Source organism: Flavobacterium sp. CFBP9031 (assembly GCF_034044945.1).
Lineage (GTDB): Bacteria > Bacteroidota > Bacteroidia > Flavobacteriales > Flavobacteriaceae > Flavobacterium.
On sequence record NZ_JAXCWF010000021.1, the window covers coordinates 1 to 25,308 of the forward strand.

19 protein-coding genes and 2 tRNA genes are annotated in these 25,308 nt (G+C 34.6%); 9 read left to right on the top strand and 12 right to left on the bottom strand.

The genetic code is table 11. The annotated features are described in order from the left end of the window. Window positions 1-325: 325 nt before the first annotated feature. Window positions 326-1,117, top strand: a complete 792-nt coding sequence (locus SOM12_RS23465; protein ID WP_320495774.1) for a hypothetical protein — start codon at window positions 326-328, stop codon at window positions 1,115-1,117. 300 nt (window positions 1,118-1,417) lie between these two features. On the opposite strand, the gene SOM12_RS23470 is transcribed toward SOM12_RS23465, so the two are convergent. The 9 genes from SOM12_RS23470 to SOM12_RS23510 all read right to left on the bottom strand — a co-directional run bounded on the left by SOM12_RS23470 (window position 1,418) and on the right by SOM12_RS23510 (window position 12,193). Beyond that, window positions 1,418-2,083: an HAD family hydrolase gene (locus SOM12_RS23470; RefSeq protein ID WP_095929785.1), complete on the bottom strand. Its 666-nt coding sequence runs from the start codon at window positions 2,081-2,083 to the stop codon at window positions 1,418-1,420. Window positions 2,084-2,387: 304 nt separating this feature from the next. Then, on the bottom strand, window positions 2,388-3,971 hold the full coding sequence (locus SOM12_RS23475) for an MFS transporter (protein WP_095929763.1): 1,584 nt from the start codon (window positions 3,969-3,971) through the stop codon (window positions 2,388-2,390). A 1-nt stretch (window position 3,972) separates the two neighbouring features. After that, window positions 3,973-5,025 carry an HlyD family secretion protein gene (locus tag SOM12_RS23480; protein ID WP_320495776.1) on the bottom strand — a complete coding sequence of 351 codons (1,053 nt, stop codon included), beginning with the start codon at window positions 5,023-5,025 and terminating at the stop codon, window positions 3,973-3,975. A gap of 101 nt (window positions 5,026-5,126) precedes the next feature. Next, window positions 5,127-6,419, bottom strand: coding sequence for a TolC family protein (locus SOM12_RS23485; RefSeq protein WP_320495777.1), 1,293 nt, complete (start codon window positions 6,417-6,419; stop codon window positions 5,127-5,129). A gap of 441 nt (window positions 6,420-6,860) precedes the next feature. Beyond that, window positions 6,861-7,682: a helix-turn-helix transcriptional regulator gene (locus SOM12_RS23490; protein ID WP_320495778.1), complete on the bottom strand. Its 822-nt coding sequence runs from the start codon at window positions 7,680-7,682 to the stop codon at window positions 6,861-6,863. Between the two features lie 234 nt (window positions 7,683-7,916). Further along, a tRNA-Asp gene (locus SOM12_RS23495) sits at window positions 7,917-7,990 on the bottom strand. 543 nt (window positions 7,991-8,533) lie between these two features. Then, window positions 8,534-8,607, bottom strand: a tRNA-Asp gene (locus SOM12_RS23500). 86 nt (window positions 8,608-8,693) lie between these two features. After that, complete coding sequence (locus tag SOM12_RS23505) at window positions 8,694-9,620, bottom strand: DUF58 domain-containing protein (protein WP_248729114.1); 927 nt, start codon at window positions 9,618-9,620, stop codon at window positions 8,694-8,696. Continuing rightward, on the bottom strand, window positions 9,617-12,193 hold the full coding sequence (locus tag SOM12_RS23510) for a M1 family aminopeptidase (protein ID WP_320495780.1): 2,577 nt from the start codon (window positions 12,191-12,193) through the stop codon (window positions 9,617-9,619). Before SOM12_RS23510 ends, SOM12_RS23505 begins: the two co-directional genes overlap by 4 nt. Window positions 12,194-13,038: 845 nt before the next feature. On the opposite strand from SOM12_RS23510, the gene SOM12_RS23515 reads away from it, so the two are divergent. Genes SOM12_RS23515 through SOM12_RS23530 form a run of 4 tightly spaced genes read left to right on the top strand, consistent with a single transcriptional unit; the run spans window position 13,039 to window position 17,935 of the window. Then, entirely contained in the window at window positions 13,039-13,959 is a 921-nt protein-coding gene (locus SOM12_RS23515) for a DUF4625 domain-containing protein (protein ID WP_320495781.1), read from the top strand. A gap of 15 nt (window positions 13,960-13,974) precedes the next feature. Next, on the top strand, window positions 13,975-14,442 hold the full coding sequence (locus SOM12_RS23520; protein WP_320495782.1) for a DUF4625 domain-containing protein: 468 nt from the start codon (window positions 13,975-13,977) through the stop codon (window positions 14,440-14,442). 10 nt (window positions 14,443-14,452) lie between these two features. After that, the gene (locus tag SOM12_RS23525) at window positions 14,453-16,660 is read left to right on the top strand and encodes a TonB-dependent receptor (RefSeq protein WP_320495783.1); all 2,208 of its coding nucleotides are present in this window, start codon (window positions 14,453-14,455) and stop codon (window positions 16,658-16,660) included. Window positions 16,661-16,711: 51 nt separating this feature from the next. Then, window positions 16,712-17,935, top strand: a complete 1,224-nt coding sequence (locus tag SOM12_RS23530) for a hypothetical protein (protein WP_320495784.1) — start codon at window positions 16,712-16,714, stop codon at window positions 17,933-17,935. A 197-nt stretch (window positions 17,936-18,132) separates the two neighbouring features. Here the strand turns inward: SOM12_RS23530 and trxA are convergent, their stop codons facing one another. Then, window positions 18,133-18,450 carry a thioredoxin gene (gene trxA / locus SOM12_RS23535; RefSeq protein ID WP_068844792.1) on the bottom strand — a complete coding sequence of 106 codons (318 nt, stop codon included), beginning with the start codon at window positions 18,448-18,450 and terminating at the stop codon, window positions 18,133-18,135. A 231-nt stretch (window positions 18,451-18,681) separates the two neighbouring features. Between trxA and SOM12_RS23540 the strand changes: the two genes are divergently transcribed. From SOM12_RS23540 to SOM12_RS23550, 3 genes are all read left to right on the top strand, one after another. Beyond that, complete coding sequence (locus SOM12_RS23540; RefSeq protein WP_320495786.1) at window positions 18,682-21,153, top strand: AsmA family protein; 2,472 nt, start codon at window positions 18,682-18,684, stop codon at window positions 21,151-21,153. Window positions 21,154-21,249: 96 nt separating this feature from the next. Next, window positions 21,250-22,515 (top strand): DNA cytosine methyltransferase, encoded by a 1,266-nt coding sequence (locus SOM12_RS23545; protein WP_320495788.1) that lies wholly within the window; start codon window positions 21,250-21,252, stop codon window positions 22,513-22,515. Next, window positions 22,515-23,591 carry an HpaII family restriction endonuclease gene (locus SOM12_RS23550; protein WP_320495789.1) on the top strand — a complete coding sequence of 359 codons (1,077 nt, stop codon included), beginning with the start codon at window positions 22,515-22,517 and terminating at the stop codon, window positions 23,589-23,591. The genes SOM12_RS23545 and SOM12_RS23550 overlap by 1 nt, the downstream gene beginning before the upstream one ends. Window positions 23,592-23,648: 57 nt before the next feature. Here the strand turns inward: SOM12_RS23550 and SOM12_RS23555 are convergent, their stop codons facing one another. Further along, complete coding sequence (locus tag SOM12_RS23555) at window positions 23,649-23,882, bottom strand: hypothetical protein (RefSeq protein WP_320495790.1); 234 nt, start codon at window positions 23,880-23,882, stop codon at window positions 23,649-23,651. Window positions 23,883-24,223: 341 nt separating this feature from the next. Here SOM12_RS23555 and SOM12_RS23560 point away from each other — a divergent pair, with 341 nt between their 5' ends. Then, window positions 24,224-24,538 carry an HPF/RaiA family ribosome-associated protein gene (locus tag SOM12_RS23560; RefSeq protein WP_095929746.1) on the top strand — a complete coding sequence of 105 codons (315 nt, stop codon included), beginning with the start codon at window positions 24,224-24,226 and terminating at the stop codon, window positions 24,536-24,538. A gap of 92 nt (window positions 24,539-24,630) precedes the next feature. On the opposite strand, the gene SOM12_RS23565 is transcribed toward SOM12_RS23560, so the two are convergent. Then, complete coding sequence (locus tag SOM12_RS23565) at window positions 24,631-25,296, bottom strand: hypothetical protein (protein WP_320495791.1); 666 nt, start codon at window positions 25,294-25,296, stop codon at window positions 24,631-24,633. Window positions 25,297-25,308 lie beyond the last annotated feature (12 nt).

Here is a 25,308-nt window from a genome sequence, read left to right on the forward strand (position 1 = left end):
AGAAACAAAATAATCCATAGAGTTTTTGCAGTAATAAAAAACCAAACCTTTTATGAAAAAGATTTGGTTTTATCATAGAAATCGAAATGACAATCCTTTATGGTTACAATGCGTAAAAAATCCTTTTAATCTTAATAATCTGCGGCTAAAAAAAAACTTTGCGCTTCTGCGACTTTGCGAGATTAAAAACCACCAAAAACTATAAATTCAGAAATTTCTTTAATTATTTTATGCTTTAGTATTTAAATATTCTTATTTTTAAAATACCAAAAACCTAATTCTCAAAATTTCGCTTGTTTTTAATCTCAAAAAACAATTAGAACACATGAGAAAATACAGATTATTAGTTATTCTATTAGCAATTATTGCTGTTTTTTACTTTGCGAGAACGATTCGAAGCTTTACCGTTCAGCACGAAACCAAAACCCTTAAATCGGAGCATTTTATTGTTTCCTATAACGGAATTTATAAAAGCGAGGCCGAAAAAGTCAGCAAACATCTCGAGGAAAATTATTCTAGAATAAGAGAAAATCTAAAAGACGTAGAACATGACCCGATAAAGGTTTTTGTTTACGGTTCGCAATTCAAGTTTAATGACGCTACGGGTTTAAAAGAAAATACAAAAGGCACAAGTCGTGGTCCAAACGAATTTCATTTTGTATGGACGAATTGGTTTAATTCTATTTTTCCAGACGATCCGCTCAAAACGGCTTTGCACGAGTTTACGCATTGCGTTCAACTGAACATATTAATCTATAAAGCAAAAGACACCATCATCACGCAAGATCGACTGACTTTTGAAAGAGAATTTGATAAAAAATTCAAAGCCGAATATCCGCGTTGGCTTTGGGAATCGATTAGTATGTTTGAAGCAGAAGAAGTAAATTCGTTAAGCGTGAAATATGCTAAAAGCAAAAACTTGACTTTAGAAGATTTAAATCACGGCAATCAGATTTACAATATTGGCTACACGATAATCGAATATATGACCCAAAAATGGGGAAAAGACATTCTGCCCAAACTGATTGCTTCTTTCGGCAACATTGAAAAAACATTGAACGTAACGCAAGAGGAATTCGAAAAAGGCTGGATTGCTTTTTTGGAGGAGAAGTATTGATTCGTTTTTTATTTCACGCAGATTTAAAATGATTTAAGCAGATAAACGCAGATATTATTAAAATCAAAATAAATCTGCTAAAATCTGCAGAATCTGCGTGAAATAAAAATTCTTTAATCTTGGAATTTGAAAAAGGCTGGATTGCTTTTTTGAAGGAGAGGTATTGATTCGTTTTTTATTTCACGCAGATTTAAAATGATTTAAGCAGATAAACGCAGATATTATTAAAATCAAAATAAATCTGCTAAAATCTGCAGAATCTGCGTGAAATAAAAATTCTTTAATCTTGGAATTTGAAATTTATTTATTGAAATTTAATATTTCAATAATCTTATCCACATTGATTTCACTATAATCATTAATATAAAAATCACATGGCGGAAGCTGTTCTTTGGTATGCGTGCTCAAAACTCCAACGACTTTCATTCCGGCATTTAGTCCTGCTGTAATACCCGAAAAAGAATCTTCGAAAACCACACAATCAGACGGAGAAACTCCCACGCGTTCTGCCGATTTTAGATATACTTCGGGATTCGGTTTATGAAACGTTACGTCTTCGCTGGACATCATCGAATCCATTTTTTCGTCTAGTTTCAGGAAATTGGCGATCAAATCCAAATTCGCACGCGGCGCTGATGTGGCAACTGCAGTTTTGAAACCACGAGATTTTAATTCGTTTAAAAAATCCATATAATGCGGAATCGTTTCGACTTTGTCTTTATAAATCTCACGGAACATTCCTTCTTTTTCGTCTTCAAGTTTAATCAATTCTTCTCCCTCAATTGGACGTTTGAAGAAATGCGTCATGATATAACTATTGTGTTTTCCGTACATATGTTCTTCAAATTCTTCCTGAGTATACGGAACATTATATTTATCGAAAAACTTTTCAAAAGCGATTACATGATGCGGATTGGTGTGCGAAATCACGCCGTCCATATCAAAAATTACACATTGCTGGCTCATAATTTTGTTTTGTTGTTTTAACGGTTGCAAGATAAGTTTTTCCGCAGAGTTGCGCGGAGGTTTTTCGCAGAGATTCGCTAAGATTTTTTTTGAATCTCGCAAAGTCACGAAGTCGCAAGGTTTTTATTTTAAAGCCACAGATTATTAAGATTAAAAGGATTTTGTTTCACGCAGATTCGGCAGATTTTAGCAGATTTAATTTTAAGATTTTAGAAATAAATAATCTGCGCTTATCTGCTTAAATCTTTTAAAATCTGCGTGAAATAAAAACTTTGCGACTTCGTGACTTTGCGAGATTAACTCATCAGCCGATCCAAATCTTACTTTTAACCAAAGTCATAGTTTGTCTCAAATGCTGATTGCACGCAATTAGAATAATCAAAACCACTAAACCATAACCAACAATCGTATAAATTTCCATATCGGCCAATAAAGTCGATTGTTTAGAGATTGTGCTGAAAACTTTTTTCATAGCCAAAACATTTGCATTATCTGCCGAATATCCTTTGGCAATAAAACTTTGAGTTGTGCTTGCAATGGTTTGCTGTGCTTCTGGATTTTCACCAGTAACAAATTGGCTTAATTTAAGAAAGTGTTTTTTATTCAAGAAAACCATTGCATTCTGCATGACGCAGAAGCCAATTGTACTTCCCCAAAAACGCCCTGAAACCCCAACAATTCCTGAAGAAACCGCCATATTTGCCGGAACCGATGATGTGGTAAATAAGATGAGCGGAACAAATAAAAATCCAACACCGATTCCTTGCAAAATATAGGGAATGATTATATCGCTCAATGCAATATCTGGCACAAAAAGAAACGTAAACCAGAAATGGAAAATAGCAATAAGCGTAAAACCAATCATAAAAATAATTTTTGTCGAAACAGATTTCATCAGAAAAAATGCGGCTAAAATAAGTCCGATTACATTTCCTAATCCGTTTATATACTGAACGCCTGCAACACGAGAAGGATCCCAATTCCAGATTGAAAACATTGCCGAATGACAAAGACTCAGTGTTGCTCTGCTGATATAGAAAAGGAAAAACAATAAAAATCCTATTCGCAGATTGGCGTATTTTATAACTTCAAAATTAAAACTTGGTCTTTTTACTAAACGTTCTTTAAAAATGAATAATCCGCCTGTAATGAGCGAAATCATCAAGATTAAAACCATTTCTGAAGACTGTAACCAATATTTTTTCTCAGCATAAACAAAAAAGTAGGCACCGCAAAGAATCGAAATTAAAACCAAAAAATAACTCATCCAGTCGATTTGATACAACGGAATCTTCTTTGTAATTCGGTGCCCCCTGAAAGTAACTAAGATTAAAAAGACGTTTAAAACTTGTAGTCCGCCAGAAACATACAACATATATTTCCAGTCGTAATGATCGAGAAACCACACGGCGATATTCATAATAAAAGGCGTAGACAACAACAGCGCGCCGTAGTAAAATGAAAACCCGATAATAATGGCATTTTTAGTATTGAACTGCTCAATAAGCAATTGTCTGATCGTGATTACAGGAAGCGCCATCAGGATTCCTTCGGCAACTCTCATTAATAGAAAAACCGAAAAATTAGTAATATAAGCAGATGAAATAATTGTAATTCCGATTAAGGAATAAACCGCCATCAAGTAATTTTTTGCAGGGAAAAAACTCGAAAATCGGCTTTCTATTAAAATGGTTGCCAGCAGAGTTCCGTACGTAACGCACATTGCAAACTGCAAATCTTCTGGCTCAATGTCCAGAAAACTCGCCGCATACGTTACGTTTGACGTGTAAACTCCCAATAAAATCATGGAATGCAACAAACAAACGAACAAAATAATAATGATCGCCCATTTTGGAACCCATGATTTAAATATACTTTTATCTTCCATTTTATTTGTGCGCAGCAACAACCGTAATGTTCATTCCTGCTCTTAAAAAATCGGTTTGTTTGTCTTGCTCTTTTAACTGAATTCTAACTGGAATTCTTTGTTCAATTTTTACGAAGTTTCCAGTCGCATTATCTGGAGGTAGCAACGAGAATCTCGCACCACTCGCAGGCGATAACGAAGCAATTGTTCCCACAAAAACTTTGTCGCTTATTGCATCTGCTTTGATTTCTACTTCTTGCCCAACAGTTAAATATTGCAATTGCGTTTCTTTAAAGTTCGCTGTAATCCATTTTTCTTTACTTACGATAGAAAGCAAAGATTGTCCTTCTTTTACCATTTGTCCTGGCTGTAAAGTTCTTTTTCCGACCCAGCCATCATAAGGCGCTGTGATTACAGTGTACGAAAGAAACAATGCCGCATTATCTGCAACAGCTTGTTTTGAAGTAATATTCGTTTGCGTTGTTGGAACATTCGCTTCAGCGACAGAAGTACTTAAAGTAGCCGAATGAATTCTGTTTTTCATTTCCTGAAAATGTGCTTGCGCCGACTCGTAATCTGCTTTTACTTTCTCCAATTGCTGAGAAGTTGCTGCTTCTTCACTCACCAAAGCTTTGTATCTTTCGTATTCTAGTTTGGTTTTCCAAAGATTTGATTTTGCTGCTTCTAATTGCGATTCGTTAATTGCCGTTGCACTTGCTGTATTAATGGCATTTTTTTGAGCCACAACACTATTTTGTTGCGCATTTTGAACATCGGCAAGAGCCACATTCAATTTCGATTTATATTCTCTATTATCGATCACCACCAAAGTATCTCCTTTATGCACAAATTGGTTTTCGTCAAAACGAACCTCCTGCACATAACCTGTAATTCTCGACATAATTGGTGTAACATATTGTTCTACCTGCGCGTCATTGGTTTCCTCATGGTTTCGGTTAAATACATAAAACCAAATTCCCAAAATAACCCCGCTTATAACCAGCGTACACGCAATAATTGTTATTAATATATGAAACGTTTTATTTCTCTTAGTTTCATTTTTTATCTTAACCATCTTTTTTATCTCTTTATCTTAGTTCTTTCTTTTAAGTCTTCTATCAAGTCTTTCCTCTTGCTTCTCTCCTCTAAGGCTTTAGCCTAATCTTTAATCAGCATTTAGCTCTGAGGCATGATCCCAGCCGTATGCATCATTTCATAATGTTTCAAAACAGCATCCAATCGGGTAGAGATTTTGTTGTATTTTGCCTGAAGCAACGCATTATCAGCATCAACCATTTCGGTAATTAAAACCAATTGATTTAAGTATTTCAGCTTTACAATTCGGTAGTTTTCTTCAGCTAAATCCAAAGCTTTGTCAACCACAACAAATTTTTCAAGGATTTCTTGATACTGTGTATGTTCTTTATATAACTGATCTTGAATTTCTTCTTTTATGATTTCAGTCTGCATTTTCTGCATATCGATTTTAGTGCTTGCTTTTGCCACTTTCGTCTTGTTTTTATACAAAGCCGAAAGATCAAAACGCGCCTCGATTCCTACCTGACCTAGAGTATACAAATACGGATTTGGCGGAAAGAATTTGTAGTTTGGATAATAAAAGCCATAATTCCCAAAGAAGTTTACGCTAGGCAGATAATTCCCTTTTACCAATTGCATTTCAGTTTTGCTGATGTCTAATTCCTGACTTGCAATTCGCATTTCTTCGTTCTGCATCGCTTTATTCAGATAAAAATCATACGGATCTAAACCGTTCATTTCGTCCAGACTTGCAGTTGTGTCGATTGAAATTTCTTCGTTTTCCGAAATCTGAATTAAAGTCTTCAGATCGTGAAGCGCAATTTTAATGTTTTTGGAGTTTGTAAGCGCGTTCAACTCACGATCTGAGAGCTGTAATTCGGCACGTATAACCTCATTTTTGGTTACCGTTCCGTGTTTTTGAAGCGATTGCACTTCTTTTAATCGGCTTTTTTCTTCTTTGATGTTTTCTTCAAATATCTTTTGAAGTTCCATCATTTTATAAATCGCCAGATAGTTTGCCACAACTTCCAGTTCAATATCATTTTCTGTTTTTTCCGATTTTATTTTTGCAATTTCGTTTTCCTGATTCGCAATTTTTATTGCGTTATTAATCTTGTTTCCAACGTAAATTGGCATTTTAAAAGTTGAATTTACCTCATAGATTTCAGGAATTGCTTTCGTAACTTCTTTTCCATTTAAGAAACCATCTCCTTTAAATTCTGTAATGTTGGTAATTCTGGAGTACATTCCGTTCAGTTGTACATCCGGTAATCTAAGTTCTTTTCTTTCTTTGATGTTTTGCTCAGCGAGCGTAATCTCCAGTTGAGATTTAAGGATTTTTTTGTTGTTTTCCTTCGCCAGTTTCATCGCTTCTTGTAAAGAAACCGTATGAACTTCCTGAGCTTGTAAACTACTGAACACTAATATCATTAGTAAAATCAATAAGCTTCTGGGAAAACAATCTTCTTTAGAGTTTGTTTTTGTAAGGAACATGAATATTTGAATAATTTATGCTGCAAAGTTCCTTCATTTTTTGCTTGGCGGATGATTCTAAAAAGTCAATAACATATTCATTTCGGACAAATGTTAAAATTCCATTTTTCGAAAACGTTATATTAAAACACTGAAAAACAATTTATTACAAAATAGGTTTGGATTGTGCTATTTCACGCAGATTTTAATAGATTTGAGCAGAAGGCGCAGATTTTTATTTTTTGTTCTCGCAGATTTGGCAGATTGTGCAGATTATAAAGCATTTAAAAAAATCTCTCAAATCTGCGGAATCTGCGAGAGATTTTTTTTTACGCATGGAAAAAAAGAATCTGCAAAATCAGCTAAAATCTATTAAAATCTGCGTGAAACAAAAACTATCTAGTTCTTTTCCAAAATTTCCTCTCCGTTTAAGTAATCAGAAGGTCTTTGGCCTAAAATCTTGAAAAAAGTGTTACTAAAGGTCGGAACACTATTATACCCAACTTCTAGAGCTACCTCTTTTACCGAAAGTTTTCTTTCTAACAAAAGTTCGATTGCTTTGAGGATTCTTCGAATGGTATAATATTGAATAAAAGACATCTTGAGATCTTTTTGAAATAAGCGATACAAAGAGCGTTCGCTAAACCCAAATTCATGCGCCACATCGGCAAAAAGAATCGTTTCTCCCAAATTATTTTCGATATGTCGAAGAATTTTTCCTAATCGTTTATCTTTAGGCTGAGGAAGTTCTAAAGGCAAATTCGTATGACATATCTGCGGAAGAATCGCTTTTATGGCTTTTGCAATCACAAAACTCGGACTTCCTTTTTTTAAATCGCCGTTCCACTGATTGGTAAACATCATCATTTGGAGCAGTAGATTATTCACTGGATAAATACCTTCGCTTTTATAGAAATCATCCTCATCTTTTTCAACCGGAAAATACAAATTTCTCATCATCACATGTTCCGACTTGGGCTCGATACTATGCTCTACTCCCGCGGGAATCCAAATAAAATGTCTTGCAGGCAAAAAATATGATTTCGTTTCAGTTGTCACAAAAACCACATCGCCTTCTGCATACAGCATCTGAGCTTTGTTGTGTTTATGTGTAGGAACCAGTAATTCGCCCATTATATCATGATGACAATAAATGCTTTTTTTATCGGCATCTACTCTCTTGATGTAATATTTGTCTACTTTAAAAGGGGATTGTTCCATATTATAAAGATAATAGAATTTTAACCGCAAAGAGCGCTAAGATTTCTTCTAAGATTATGTTTACAAACGCAAAGTTCGCAAAGCTATATCATATAGTTTTGCGAACTACTATAAATCTCGTTAAAAAAACCTTGGGTGCTTTGCGTAAACCTTTGCGCTCTTTGCGGTTAAATTTCATAAACTGTATAAAAACAAAAAAGCTTCTCATTAAGAGAAGCTTTTTACAAACTTAGGCGGTCTGGACGGGACTCGAACCCGCGACCCCATGCGTGACAGGCATGTATTCTAACCAACTGAACTACCAAACCCTGCGTTATTGTGGGTGCAAAAATACAACAGAATTTCGTTTCTGCAAGCGTTTTTTCAAATAAAATTTAAGAAATTTTTAATTAGCTAAATTCCAATATTTTAAAAATCGACTTCTAAACCAAAAAAGAAGAACTTTCTTTCTTTTTCTTAATTGCATAGGAATATTTTAATATTATAAATAGAAAATCTTTGTAGAGTTACTCGCAAAGATTTGCTTCGCCTATTCGCTATCGCTCGAGTCTCCTTCGTCGAAATGACAAACAATGCGTTAAAATTAGAATTACAACAAAAACAGAAAAGTCCGCAAAGCTTAAAAAAACTTTGCGGACTTTGCGTAAATCTTAGCGCTCTTTGCGGTTAAATAAAAAAAAACAAAAGTGTTTTAAATCAAAAAAGCCATCCACAAAAGTGGAAAGCTTTTCATTGGTCTAACTACTAAACCAGCTACGAGTTACAAAGTCGTAGCAAAACAACACAACTAATCTTAGATACCGTATTTGGGCAAAAAAGCCTTTCTGTTAAGAAAGGCTTCCCCAATATTGCGGTCTGGACGGGACTCGAACCCGCGACCCCATGCGTGACAGGCATGTATTCTAACCAACTGAACTACCAAACCTCTGCGTTATTGCGGTTGCAAAGATAGTACAGAATTTCATTTCTGCAAGTGTTTTTGTAAAAAAAATGAAATAAATTTTCAAATATTTATCCAAAGTTTTGTTTTTCAACCAAATATGTAGTTAATATTTTTTCAAAATTATCGCCAACATTTACTGGAACGTACTTAATTTGGTTCTTCGCACAGGTTAAAGCCAAGTTTTTAAAGTAGGCCTCTACCCTTTTTTCATATTCTTCTTTTACATTGTCAGCAAAAATCGAAACCTCTTCTCCTGATTCTAAGTCAATAAACTTTCTTGGCGTGTTATCAAAATCAAATTTCAATTCGGTTTCATTATCAACCACATGAAACAAAACTACTTTGTGTTTGTTATGTTTTAAATGCTGTAAAGCGTTGAATAATTTCTCGTCATCTTCTGTCTGAAACATATCTGTAAACAAGATAATCATCGAACGGCGATGCATTTTCTCTGCAATCTGATGCAGATAGGTAATCGTATCCGTCGTTTTTTTGACTTTTGGCTGAACCAATAATTCTTCCAGTTTGTTCAAAAGCATTCTATGGTGACGATCACTTCCTTTTTCTGGTGCATAATATTCATATTTATCTGAGAAAACGCTTAACCCAACTGCATCGCGCTGTTTCTTTAGAATATTCATCAAGACCGCAGAAGCCAAAACTGCAAATCCGATTTTCTTTTCGTAAAAAGGCTGATTTGATTTGAGTTCAGGATAATGCATTGATGACGAATTATCTACAATAAGATGACAGCGTAAATTGGTTTCTTCCTCAAAACGTTTCGTGTATAAACGATCCGTTTTGGCAAACAATTTCCAGTCGATATGTTTGGTGCTTTCGCCTGCGTTATAGACTTTATGTTCGGCAAATTCGGCCGAAAATCCATGAAACGGACTCTTGTGCATTCCCGATATAAAACCTTCCACAACCTGATTGGCCAGCATTTCTAGATGCTGAAAACTGGAGACTTTCTCTATTTCCGATTCGATTTTCATTCGGTTTCTTTTTTAATATTTTGTGCTTTATAAAGCAAATCTGTCGCCTGAAACAATTTACGTTTCAAGATCGGACTAAAATTAGGGTTTTCTTTTAAGAATCGCTGTACTTCATCAAAAGCATATTTCGACGAATATTTTCCAACGGTATTATCCAGCCAATCTTTCGGAAAGAAAATATCTCCCGTGCGCTGGATTTCATCAACCAAATCTAATGAAAATCTAATATATTTCTGTGCACTTTCTTGACGAAGCGGATGATTTACATTTGCCAAACCTACCGAAACCCAAGATTCTTTCTCACGGTTTGCATCGTCTTTTAATGATTCTATAAAGGCATTTCGAACCGATTCGTCTTTTGATAAAGAGGGAAGCAGAAACTCAAAACGCTTTTGCTTATCAGGATTTGTAAAGGATGTTCTGGTTTTCTCCAAAATTTCATCTGCTTTTGAATGTTTGAAAATTGCCAGATTCATTGCCATATTGGTATAATCGTCTTCGTTTAATTTCAAGTTCGGAATCGAGATTTCTCTGTTCCAAACTTTATACAAACTGGCTTTCGCCGAATCAGAATAGGCAATCGAGCTAAATAATCCGAATAATGTCTTTTTGATATTCGCAGATAAATTGGCCTGTAAACGCTCGTATAAAACACCTTCAAGCTGTTTCTGAACTTTACTTTGTTGTTTTTCAGTCAATAATCTCCAATAAATCGTATTTAAACTTCCCGTCGCCATTCTCAAAACCAATTCGTTTTGTTCTGTTTGAATTCCCTTTAAAAAACAATCAAAAGCTTTTTCTGGCGAAACATTGCCAATCAAAGTGTTTTCATAAAGATTACTATAACTAGAAGCTCTTGCCATTTCATCTCTTAAACCAGCAATATAATTTAAATTATTTCCGTCAAGCGGAAAAACACCGTATCCAAAACCATTATAATTGTAAACAACAGCAAGCGGTTTTTCAAGTCCGATAGCTTCTTTTACAACCGTATTTTTATCATTAATATTAACTGATAAAACTTTTACATCTTTAGCATAAACTAAACCAACCTTAAAAACCTGAGGCCAAATATTCTCTGATTTATCCTCGGCTTGTTGTTGAATTTCAAAGCTTTTAATTCGGTTTTTAGCATCATATTCGATTTGATCCGTAAAAATGGCTCTCCCCGATTTATTTACCCAGACATCGCTCCATTTTTTCATGTCAAGCGGAGTTTCAGCATCAAGAAGTTCTACGAGATTATTCCAATCTGCATTGTCGTTGGCATATTTCTGAATGTATTTTTCGATTCCTTTCTGAAAAGCTTCCTTTCCCATAGAAGCCTCTAACTGACGCATCATAATTGGCGCTTTGTTGTAAATAATGGCTCCGTACAACGAACCCGCATCTTTTAAATTCGCCAAATGCTGTTTGATCGGATGTGTTCCTAAAGATCGATCTTCCGCGAAAGCGCTAGGATAATGCGCCGTAAAAAATTGCAGATTATGATTGACTTTTGGAAAAATCGGATTCATGATTTTATCGGCCATGAAGTTGGCGAAAACCTCTTTCATCCAAACATCGTCAAACCACTTCATCGTAACCAAATCGCCAAACCACATATGTGAGGTTTCATGAGCAATGAGTTTTGCACGGTTTAATTTCTCGCTGTCGGTTGCACTGTTGTCCAGAAACAAAGTCGATTCTCTGTATTGAATCGCACCAACATGCTCCATTCCGCCATATTGAAAAACGGGAATCGAAGCAAAATCCAATTTCTGAAATAGAAATTTATAATTAGTATATTTTTCTAAAAAATCTAAAGATTGCTGATGTAAACTGAAAATAGTATCAGCGCTTACGCGAAATTTCTCCGGACTGTTTTCACGATACAACATTGTCATTTCTAAACCTGGCTTTTGTGTCGCGCTTTTGAATTTTCCTGCAACGAAAGAAAATAAATACGTACTCATTTTGTCTGATTCTCCAAAAGTGTACAGTGTAAAATCTCCCTTTTCGGTTTTTTCTTTTACATGGGCTCCAGCCAAAACTGACCATTCTTTGGGCACAGAAAGACTTAGTTTATAAGTCGCTTTTATGTCTGGCTGATCGAAACACGGGAACAATGTACTTGCGCGATCTGGAACTAATAAAGTGTATAGAAAATCATCATTTCTATTTAATGATAAATTACCTGCAATAAAAGAAATTGAAATGCTATTTTTTCCTGAAACTAAAGCCGAAGAATCAATCACAATATGTCCATTTTCGTGTACAATTGAAACCTTTTTCCCATTGACTTCAATTGCTTGTATGTTTTCCGTTTTCTCTTTAAAATCTAAATAAATATAACGATAAGGATGATTTGGCAAAGTTACTCCTAAAACCAAATTGGCTTTAATTTGTTCTTCTTTTTTATTCGGAATTTCAAATGAAAGTCCGTAAGTGACATCTGAGATTTCCTGTTTTCTATAATTAGCCAATGATTCTGAAACACCTTTATCCAAAAGATAAACCTGCATTTCTTTTGACTGAGAAAAACCATTGAAAATCAAGATAAAAAAACAAAGAAAGCTGTAGAAAATTTTCATTTTTAAGGAATATAAGATTTGCTAAAATTAGCAAAAGCATTGATTTTTCGCAAACAATTACTGCAACAACATTGCATTTAAAAATAAGATTTCTATATTTGCAACACTATTGCATTAATTCTGACTTTAAATGAGTCGGAAATAATCTCAACGAATGAAAAAGAAACTTAAACTTATTAATCTTTTAATGCCTTTAATTGTATTGTTCGCAATACTTTTTCCGGCTGTCCATTCGTACGAACATATTTTAGACACTCATAATTGCAAAGAGAAATTAGAGTTTTCTGTTTCCGAAAAACCGCAATTTAAAGCCAAACTGCATTCATTTCATAAATGTTCGATTTGTGATTTTAAATTCAGTGCTGTTGGCACCTTTGAGTTTACTGTTTTTCAGTTTTTCAAGAATAATCCTGTTGTAAAACACCTTAGTTTTTACAGCAAACCACATTTTACATTTTTTAAGGGCTCTTTATTTTCCCTTCGAGCCCCGCCTTTTACACTTTAGTTTTTTTTTGTATTCCCTATTGTTTTGCAATTCGGCTATTTAATTGTTTTTATGATTTCAAAATCTTAAAACATTCAAAGGCTATTTCATTCATTTTAAGCATTTAATGCAACATATTGATATTGATATTGATATTGATATTGATATTGAAATAGCTTTTCTACACAAAAAAATCACCTCAAAATTTTATTCTTTTTTCATTTAGAACAAAGCTTTATCCAAAAGTTTTAGTCTGAAATGAACTGCTTTTATTCTGTTTATCCGATTGCTAAAATCGGTAGGCATTGTCTTTCGCAACCCAAATACCCTTTATAAAATGATCAAAATCAAATCAGAAAAAATGAAAACAACAAAACTCATTCTGACTTCATTCTTTGCTGCAATGGCTTTTTCAAGCTGTAGTAATGACGATTCCGAAAAAGAACAGGCAATTCCCGCTATTGACAAAATCGAACTCGGTCTTGGCAATAATGAAATAGCAACTATTGGTCAGGATTTCCATTTTAATGCAGAAGTGACAGCTGCTGATAAAATCGAAAATGTACAAGTTAAGATTGTACAAAGAAGTACCGAAACGTATTCTAAAATCTGGTCGCATGAAATTACATGGACGCAATATGCGGGTGCAAAAAATGCAACGGTTCACAAACATTTTGATATTCCCGAAGATGCTGCAGAAGGAAAATATGATTTCATCATTATCATAAACGATCAAAACGGAACAAAGCTAGAAGTAAAGAAAAACCTAACGATTTATAAACTAGAAAACATTCCTGTAAACCCTGTTGCTTCGGTATTTACGCTTTTTATAAATGACACTTTTATGTATCGAAAAGGCAAGTTTTCTGATGAGACGGCTAAATACAAAAACAACGATATTTTCAGTTCGCAAGTAACACTTGAAGGCGTAAAAGGCGACGGAATTATGTATTTGCTTTTGATTAATAAAAATGCCAAACACAATCCAGAAAGTGTAGATCAGATTGATTTTAGCAAAGTGATTGCATATGATGTTTTCGAACATAAAAACGTGGCAGATGCAGGTCAATTTTCTAATATTCCGTGGGACGGGACAAAATTTCTGAGAGAAACTCCAAAGCTTACTATTGGTGCCGCAAAAGATAACAATTTACCAGTTCCACAAGATTTGGTTGCTAATAAATCTTGGACTTCTGGCAACTATACTTTTCTGGTCTTGTATAAAAATACGACGTACAATATCAACTTTTCGCAATCTCTTGAGCTTCCATTTGCACTTTAATTCAAATCAAAAAATATGAAAAAAATAAAGTTTTTAATTGGTGTTGTGGCACTTGCTTTTGCAACGTCCTGCTCGAGCGATAATGCCGAAATCGACACCGAATATCCTGTAATTGACATAACACAAAATGCTTTTCCGATTCAATGCAGTACAATCGAGCGCGGTCAAACCATCACTTTTAAAGCCATTTTTAATGATAATGTCGCGCTTGGTTCTTACAGCCTAGATATTCATCACAATTTCGATCATCACACACACAGTACAGAAGTGACGAGCTGTGAGATGGAAGCTGTAAAAAAGCCTGTAAAACCAATGCTTTTCATCAATAATTACACCATTCCGAACGGGGTAAAAAGCTACGAAGCGACGACACAAATTACCATTCCAGCCGATGTTGATCCTGGAGATTATCATTTTATGATTCGCTTGACGGATAAAGAAGGCTGGCAAACGCTGAAAGGTTTAAGTATTAAAATTTTATAAGATCAGATTAATGAAGAATGCCCTATCCATGTATTGGAAATATTGTTTTTTACTCCTCAGTTTATTGGTTACAGCCGAAGTTTTTTCTCAAAATCAGCCATCAGAAAAAAAAACCGAAATCAAAGAACTTAACGAAGTTTTAGTTAACGGAAATTCTATTGAAAAACGCAAAAAAGAAGAATCGCTGAATGTCGAAACGGTAAACAATAGTTTCATTCAGCGTAATCTTGGCGGGAGTTTGATGCAGTCTTTGCAGAAATTGCCAGGCGTTAAAACTATTTCGATTGGTTCTGGAGGTTCAAAACCGCTTATTCGTGGTTTGAGTTTCAATCAGGTTATTGTGGTGGAGAATGGCTTGAAACACGAAGGCCAGCAATGGGGCGCAGATCACGGTTTGGAAATCGATCAATATGCTGTCAATCGGGTAGAAATCATAAAAGGTCCTTCTTCATTTATTTACGGATCTGATGCTGTGGGGGGCGCAATCAATATTAAACCTTTGCCACTTCCGTCGCAAAACAGTTTTGGCGGAAGTATTGATCTTACCGGAAAAAGTAATAATGCACAATTTGGAAGTTCCATTAATTTATTTGGAAGAAACGAAAATTGGTTCTTTGATTCTCGAGTAACCACAATGGATTACGGCGATTATCGCGTTCCGACCGATGTGGTTCATGTCTATAGTTATGCTGTTCCATTATACAAAAATCATTTACGAAATACGGCTGGACGAGAACTTGATTTTCATGTGAGCACAGGTTATTCGGGAGAACATTTTAAATCGGTTTTCTATTTCAGCAATGTGCATACCAAAAGCGGTTTTTTCGCGAATGCGCATGGGCTCGAACCTCGAAATGTAGATCTCGAATTACACGATAAATCGAGCCGTGATATTTTGATGCCGTATCAGCAAGTCAATCATTTAAAGGTTAGCAATACGACTTCTTTTCAATTGGGAAATCATGCTTTTGAGATGCAAATTGGTTTTCAAAATAACTTCAGAAGAGAATATAGCCATTATGTAAATCACGGTTATATGCCACCGATTTATCCGGAAGATATGTACGCTCCACAAGATTTGGAACGTCAATATGATAAAGATGTTTGGTCGTTTTCTGCTAAAGACGAATTTAGAATTCAAAATCATCAAATTACGGTTGGTTCTAATGTAGCTTTTCAGCAAAATGAAATCGGCGGATGGAGTTTTTTAATTCCTGCTTTCACTCAATTTAATGCAGGTTTATTTGCTTATGACAAAATTGAACTAAACGAAAAATGGTTTTTAAATGGCGCTGTTCGTTACGATTACGGAAAAATTAAAATGAAATCGTATTACGATTGGTTTCAAAGTCCCGTTTCTGAAAACAATCAGACGGAGTTGGAATATTTACAGCGTTCTCAAGATCTAACCAAAAACTTTGACAGTTTTACATGGTCGGTTGGAGCAAATTACAATCCCGGAAAGCTTTCACTGAAAGCCAATTTGGGTTCGAGTTTTAGAATGCCGATTGCCAAAGAACTGGCTTCAAACGGTGTAAATTATCATTATTTCCGATTCGAAAAAGGGAATTCGAATCTGGATGCAGAACGTTCGTATCAATTGGATTTGGGAATGGAATGGAAAGCGCAAAACTTCTCTTTTCAGTTTACTCCATTTGCCAACTATTTTCCGAATTTCATTTATCTGAATCCAACTTCCGCTCATGATATTTATTATGGTGCAGGAAATCAGGTTTTTGAATATGAACAAAGCAAAGTCTTTCGTTATGGCGCAGAATTTCAGACTCGCTATTATTTCCTGAAATCTTTAAGTGCAGAAATTGGTGCCGAATATCTTTATTCGGAACAAAAATCCGGCAGTAAAAAAGGTTATACACTTCCGTTTTCTCCGCCGCCTTCTGTTTTGTTTGAATTGAATTACGAACCTCAAATTAGCTTTTTAAAAGAACCTTATTTTTCTGTTGATTATCGCTTTACGGCACAACAAAACAATATTGTTCCGCCTGAGAAAAAAACGGCAGAAAGTCATGTTTTTAATCTGGCTTTTGGCTCAAAAATTAAAACAGGAAAACAGGATATCAGCCTCAATATTCAGATCCAAAATTTATTTAATACAAGATACTTAAATCACACCAGCTTTTATCGACTTATCGAACTTCCTGAAGCGGGACGAAACATTATTGTTTCTATGAAGATTCCGTTTTCGGTTTCAAGATAAGTCCGACCATTCAAAAATCAATTATTTACAAATTTTAAATCCTTTATTACAATGAAAAACAAGTTTTACAAACTACTATTTTTATTTGCTTTATCGCTTTTTGCGGTTTCGTGCAGCAACGACGATGACAACCACGACGATAATGATCATGATCACGACGCTTCAGAAGAACATACATTTGTTCGAGTTTTACTTTCTGACGAAAAAACTACGGAGTTAACCCTTTTTGATCCGCATGAAGATAAGATCAGTTCTTTTACGGCTAAATTTCCAAAATCATCTTTGTACACAACAGAATCTGGACGTTTTGCCGGAATTGTTCACAGAGACAATAATTTTGTAGAAACTTTCGACAGCGGATTGGAATTACACGGTGATCATATTGATGTTGATGATGTTCCGAAATTTGGAGTTTTAGCAACAAGCGCATTAAAACCAACGCATTTTAAAAGTAAAATTGGCGAAATCCTGACTTTTAATGACGGCGACGGAACACTTTCTGTTGGTAAAGAAGCCGATGTAAACAAAGCTGGCTCGACTTTCAAAACTGTAAACGCAGGTTTATTGGCGCATCACGGTGCCATGGCGACTTTTACAAACGGAACTTATGCGATTACAGTAAAAGACAATTCGGTTACGGGAACGCTTCCAGAAAAAGTAAAAATTATTGACAACACTGGAAAAACGCTTTTTGATGCTAAAATTGCGACAAAAGGAATTCACGGAAATGCTTCAGACGGTGTTTATGCTGTTTTTGGTTCGTCAAGCGGAATTTTGGTTGTAGAAAGCAACGGAAATCAAAAGTTAATCGATCACCCAGCAGATTTTGGAACGGCTTGGTTTGGAAGCATTTTAGAAACGGCTTCGGCAGGAAAATTTATTGGGTATACCGCTGCAAAAGGCGCTTATTTAATTGATGTTGTGGCTAATACTGTAAAACCAATTATTGCGAACACAACCATTATGCAATGTAAAGTTAGTTACGATCATAAAAAACTGGCTGTTTTATTGCATTCAGGAGAATTTAAACTTTACGACATCAGCAGTTTACAAGCGGTAAAAGAAACTAAAGCAACTGCTGAAACGGCTACAGATGCTACATTAAAACCTCAAATGGCAGTTACAGATCGTTTTGCTTATATCACTTCGCCAACAACTGGAGAATTAATACAAGTAAACCTTTCTACATTGGCAATCAAAAAGACTAAGGTTTCTAGCACGCCATATATGATTACGGTTTTAGGTTATGAAAACAGCGAAACTCACAGCCACTAATTGATTTTAAAACAAAATAAAAACGACACTCTAGATTTAGAGTGCCGTTTTCTTTTAAAATACAAAGTTTTTCTGCCACTAATTTCACAAATTTTCACAAATTTAATTCGTGTTAATTCGTGAAATTCGTGGCAAAAAAAACAATAAAAAAGGTCCAACTTTCGTCGGACCTTTTTTATATCAATCGTAATCTAAGATTACAATAAAGCGTCTAAACTATCTGCGTAGGTTTGTTTCGGAGCTACTCCTACTTGTTTTCCTACTACTTCACCGTTATGAAACACCAAAACGGTTGGTATGTTACGCACACCATATTTTGCAGCAAATTCTTGGTTAGCATCTACATCTACTTTACCAACAACTACTTTACCAGCGTACTCTTCGCTTAATTGGTCAATGATTGGACCAACCATTCTACAAGGACCACACCATGCTGCCCAAAAATCTACCATTACTGGTTTATCTGATTTTAAAACTACTTCATCAAAAGTAGCATCTGTTATTGCTAATGCCATAATATATTAAGATTAAAATTAGGTCTGAAATATTAACTTTCAAACTACAGTACAAATTTAAAAATTTAAAATAAATCAAACACCATTACTAAATTAGTTTTCGTTATAAATGTATTATCATTAATTATAAGCTAGATAACTTTAAAATTACAACATATTTATCTGAAAATCAAACCAATAAAAAGTTAATGTTTTTTGTAGTATCTTTAATACATTCAAAATTCGGCTACAATGAAAGAAGCTATATCCAAAACCAAATCCTTTCTGCAATCTGATTCTTTTAAAAAATATGCCAAACGTTTTGGATATTTTATCTTGGGCTTAATTGCAATACTTTTGCTTGCCTGCGGAGGTTTGTCGATTTATTTTAATCGAAATAAAGCCGAGATTATTGCTAAAGTCAATACTAAAATCAACGAAAATATAAATGGCAAATTCCATATTAGAGATTTTCATTATAAGTTTCTTACTGGTTTCCCAAACTTTACATTGGCGCTAAATGATGTCGAGATAAAGGATAATCAATGGCAGAGTCACAAACATACTTTGCTGAGAGCAAAAGAAATCGAAGCGCGTTTGAACATTTTGAGTTTATTGCAGCACGAAATCAACATTCATAAAATCTTAATCAACGACGCCGATATTTATATTTATAAAGCCGAAAATGGTTATTCTAACGTCAATATTTTTAAACCTAAACAGAAAAAAACGCAGACCGATAAAGAAAAACCCGAAACTACGATTGACGAAGTAAACCTCAACGATGTTCATGTAATTATTGACAATCATTTGGGACATAAATTGTTTGATTTTGATGTGGCGAGTTTAGAATCTAAAGCAAACTATGAAGACGACAGCTGGCAGACGAATCTGTATTTGAAAACCAAAATTAACAGTCTAGCCTTTAATACCGTTCACGGAAGTTTTGCGAAGGAAAAAGTTCTGGAAGGCAATTTTGATATTTCGTATGCCGAAGCCAATCAGAAAATAGATATTAAAACCAAAGGACTTAAAATTGGTTCTGACGTTTTTGACATTATCGCTTATTTTAATATCGGAAAAAACAATTCGCTTTTTGGAATCAATATCGGAACGGATATTTTATGGCGAAATGCTTCCAATTTATTATCGGCAAATATTAGTTCTAAACTTAACCAATTCGACATCAAAAAACCGATTAAGGTAAACTGCGACATAAAAGGCGATTTGAATGTTGAGGGCGATCCGAAAATTGTGGTGCAGGCAGACATTCGCGATAACGAAGTGAGTATTCCTGACGGTTTGTTTACCAATTGCAGTTTCAAAGGAATTTTTACTAACACTTTTAAACCCAAAGAAGAATCCAGCGATCCAAATTCTGCCATTATTCTAACCAATTTTAAAGCTGAATACGAAAATATTCCGCTGAAAATTGCGCAAGCCGTAATTAACAATCTCGAAAAACCGATTGCGACAGGAGTTGTAAATTCTGATTTTGATATTTCGAAACTCAACGGAATGATGAACGAGAAAATTCTTCATTTTGAAAGCGGTCATGCCAAAGCCAATTTGAAATTTCAGTTTGACATTGTCGATTTGTACATCAATAAACCCAAATTTACGGGCGACGTAGATATTGCTGATGCCACATTCGATTATCTTCCGAAAAAGATTCACGCCGAAAAAACGGCTGTACAATTGTCGTTTACGCAACAAGCGCTTTACATTAAAAAAATAGCTTACAAACACAAAAAGAACATTATTCGCATTGACGGAAAAATCGATAATTTCCTGAATCTCTATTACGACGCGCCCGAAAAAATGGTGGTAAACTGGAATATTTACTGTCCGAATATTGATGTGAAACAGTTTTTAGGCGTTCTACAAAATTCTCCAAAACAAAAAGTGGCAGAGAAAAAACCAGTTAAAAAGAATGTTAATTTTACGAATCAGTTGCGATCGGTAATAGAAAAATGTACGGCTGTAATTAATCTTAAAGCTGATAACATTACCTACGGATCGCTTACCGCAACCAACACTCAGGCCACAATCCAGATGCTAAATTCTAAGATTCTGCTCAAAAACGGAACGTTAAATACTTCTGGCGGAAGCATAAACTTTAGCGGTTCTGTCGAACCAAGCGGAAATCGTTATGTTTTTACTTCAAACGCACAGGTAAACCGAGTTGATATTGCAAGTTTTTTAAGGTCTTTTAATAATTTCGGAATCAAATCTTTCAGTCCAAAAAACATTCGCGGACGATTAACCAGCAATGCCAATGTTGCGGGTTTAATGAGCAGTAAAGGCGATTTGATTGTCAATTCGATGAAAGGAAAACTGGATTTTAATGTCAATCAAGGTGCATTACTCAATTTTGAACCGATTATGAAAGTCGGAAAATTTGCTTTTCCGTTTCGCGATGTAGAGAATATTACTTTCAGCGATTTGTCGGGTTCACTCAATCTGCGCGGAGAACAAGTCGATGTCAATAAACTTACCATAAGTTCCAGTGTCTTAAATTTTGACATAAATGGCATTTACTCTTTCGGACGAGGTACCAATCTCGCCCTTACCATCCCGCTAAGAAATTCTAAAAACGACGCCAAACTAGCCACCAAAGAAGAACGAAAAGCCGTTCGCGAACGCGGTATTGTCCTGCATTTGATTGCTTATGATAATGAAGGAAAAATGAAGGTTAAGTGGGGGAAGAAGGATAAGGGGTAAACAAATAATTACTATTCATCAAATCCAGTTTGTGGAAAACATAATTCCTGATTTTGGATTATTATTCATAAATTGCACCACTAATTTTAGCGCAAAATGACGGGAGAAGAAAAGATCAACATTGACGAATTTGATGGTAAAAAATTTAAAAATCGCTTTGTAGAAGAAGACGATAATAGAAAAGCCGTTGTTACACATTATCTGCACAATTATCACAATGGCGTTAAAGATCATTTTGAAGAAGAAGCTGCTCAATACATAAAACAAATTGTTGAATACAAAAATGAAGAAGAGAAACTAAATATGGTTTCTGATTCTGCATTACAACAATTACTTTTTGAAGTGGAAGATGTTCCGTTTCCTACTCCCGAAAATTATACTTTTAAATTTATCGACCTTTTTGCAGGAATTGGAGGTTTTAGAATTGCGTTACAGAATTTAGGAGGAAAATGTGTTTTTACTTCTGAATGGGATGAGAACGCAAAAAAAACGTACAAAGCTAATTTTGGAGAAACTCCTTTTGGAGATATAACAAAAGAAAGAACAAAGAATTATATTCCAGAAGGTTTTGATGTTTTATGCGCAGGATTTCCTTGCCAAGCTTTTTCAATTGCAGGAAAAAGAGGCGGATTTGAAGATACGCGAGGAACATTATTTTTTGATGTTGCTAAAATTATAAAAGACAAACAACCAAAAGCAATTTTCTTAGAAAACGTAAAAGGTTTAAAAAGTCATGATAAAGGAAAAACTTTAGAAACAATTTTAAATGTTCTTAGAAATGATTTAGGATATTACGTGCCTGATCCTGAAATCATGAACGCTAAAGAATTTGGTGTACCTCAAAACAGAGAGCGTATTTATATTGTTGGTTTTAGAGGTGACTTAGGAATAAATTCATTTGAATATCCAGAAACTTTAGATGAAAAAGTTACATTCAAAGATGTAAAAGAGAAGGATGTTGTACCTACAAAATATTATTTATCATCTCAATATCTTCAAACTTTAAAAAATCACAAAGAAAGACACGCCAGCAAAGGAAATGGATTTGGATATCAAATCATTAAAGATGACGAAATATCAAATTCTATCTTAGTCGGAGGAATGGGAAGAGAAAGAAATTTAGTTTTAGATGATAGAATTACAGACTATACTCCATCAACACATATTAAAGGAGAAGTAAATCGTGAGGGAATTAGAAAAATGACTCCGCGCGAATGGGCAAGATTACAAGGATTTCCTGATCATTTTGTAATTCCAGTTGCTGATGCTTCTGCATATAAACAATTTGGAAATTCTGTTGCTATTCCTGCAATTCAAGCAACTGCTGAGAAAATAATTGATTTAATTAAAGATAAATTATAATGACGGGTAATAAAGGGGAATGGAGTGAAATATATGCGCTTTTCAAATTACTTGGCGACAAAGTGCTCGCCTCTGGAAATGAAAAAATTGAAAAAATCCCAGATATCCTTTACCCCATAATTAAAATCTTACGCTCAGAAAGGAATGGAAATTTCGAATATTCAATTCTAGATGACATTGTTTTAATATCTGAAAAAGAAGAGCTTTTAAGAATTCCTGTTTCTGTTTTTAAAGAAAAAGCAACTTATTTATTGCAGGCTATAAAGTCAAATCAAGACGGAAATTTTTCTGTCCCTGAGATTGAAGATTTCATGCAGACTATTAATTGCATATCAATAAAAGCAAGCTCTTCAGCAAAAACAGACATAACAATAGTTATTCATGATCAAAGAACAAATCAGCAACCAGTTCTTGGATTTAGCATAAAATCGCAATTAGGCAATCCCTCTACACTTCTGAATGCAGGTAGAACAACAAACTTTATTTTTAGTATTTCAGGACTAAATCTATCAGAAGAAGAAATAGATATTGTTAATTCGATTGATTCGAGAAGTAAAATAAAAGATAGAATTGAGTATATAAAAAACAGAGGCGGGTATTTCAATTTTTCAGAAACTGAACAACAAATTTTTTCAAACAATCTTATATTGATTGACAGTTTGCTACCTCAAATTATTTCAAACATTTTAATTGATTTTTATACTAGTGCTCATTCTAAGCTTTTAGACCTAGTCTCGAAGATTGAAGAAACAAATCCATTGAATTTTGACATAACAAATAAGCATAAATTTTATTCTTATAAAATTAAAAGATTTTTAACTGATGTTGCATTAGGAATGACTCCTTCAAAAGTATGGAATGGAGAATATGATGCCACAGGAGGATATTTAGTTATCAAAGAAGATGGAGAAATAGTTTGTTATCATATTTATAATAAAAGTGAGTTTGAAAATTATTTATTAAATAACACTAAACTGGAAACAGCAAGTTCAAGCAGACACGGATTTGGTATGCTATACAAAAAAGATGGAGATTTATTTTTTAAACTGAATCTCCAAATTAGATTCATAAAGTAATTTCTAAACAATAAATATAAAAAGCCACTTTTCAGTGGCTTTTTCCATTTCTAAAATCTACTCAATCCCCAAATAAGGATCAAGAATTTCTGCTAATTCATTTAGCCAAAAGAAACCATCTTCAACATTTACGGTTTCAGTTTTCATAAATCCGTCTTCTCGTATTGCGTTTAACGCAATTAGAAAATTTACTTGCCTAATGGTTTTTGCCATACTTTTGGAATCGATAGAATTGTTGAAGAATTCAGTTAATCTCAATTCGGTTTCTTTGGAAAGGGTGCTTGTACTCATAATTTTGCATTTAGGAATTATAAAACCCGCATAGCTTAGGTGTCCTACGCTGCAAAGAGCGTTGCGATTGTTTCCAATACCGCCACCATACCACACGGGCAAGAAGTTTTTTTGTATTCATATTTTTTGCATTTAGGAATTACAAACATACGAAAACAAAAAATAAATTGTAAGTTTTTTCTTTATTTAAAAATAAAATACTATAAGTATATTTTCTCCAAATCGAAATTACAAAATTGAAAAATAAATCAATTTAAAATTTCATAATATTTCCTTAACTCACTTGTCTTTTTCCTTTAAAATAAATAAGTTTGAGAATGAATCATTAAATTTTATTTGTTATGAAAGTACAAATCAACACCGACAAAAACATTGAGGGAAGTGCAAGATTAGAAAGTTATTTTTCTGGAGAAGTAGAAAAAAGCTTAGACCGTTTTCAAGATAAAATTACTCGCGTAGAAATACATTTTGGAGATGAAAATGGAGAAAAGTTCAGCTTGCATGACAAAAAGTGTGTGATTGAAGTTCGTCCTGTAAAACTACAGCCAATTACGGTTACAGAACACGCCGAAAGTCTTGAAAAAGCTTTTAGCGGTGCGTTGGCCAAAGCTAAAAAAACATTGACGAGTACTTTCGAGAAGATAAAAGAGCATTAATATAATAAGTTGCAAAGTAACAAAGTGACAAAGATTCTAAGTTTTCTTGGAATCTTTGTCACTTTGTTACTTTATTACTTTGTCTCTTTAACTTATGATTTTGGCAGCGGTGCACCAACTGCAATATCGCATCGGTGACCTGGTTTTCCGTGTGGCGGGTTCATTCCGTCTGCTACTGTCGCTTCAGTACCTTCTGTGCTTAACAAAGCTGGAACTGGGTTTGATGCTGGCGGAGTAACCGTAAAGTTTTGCGTAACTGTTCCGCTTTGAGCGGTATTTGAAGCTGTTGTTGTTGTAGTTTTTGCAGGAGCAGAATTTAAAGGTGCTCCAACAGGAATATCACATCTATGTCCTGGCTGTCCGTGTGGCGGATTCATTCCTTTTGCTACTTTAACTGGCGCAGCAGTTGTAGTCGTAACCATTTTCTGCTGAGTCGGATTTACCTGAACGGTTTGTGCTTGAGTTGCCTGCGCTTGCTGTGTTGGTGCAGAATTTAAAGGTGCGCCAACCGCAATATCGCAACGGTGTCCCGGCTGTCCGTGAGCAGGGTTAATTCCTTTTGTATCGCTTAAAACTGTATTTGGGTTTGTTGCAGGTGCTTGCACCAGTGGTGCAGCAGGTTTTGTGGTATCTTTTGCAAGTCCTAATCTTACTAATTCAGAAGTTGCTGTGCTTGCTTGCGGTTCTAATTCCTTTTTACAGGAAACGAACAATAGAGAAGTTACAGCGAGTGAACTTATAAGTAATTTTGCCTTCATGACTGGGGGTAT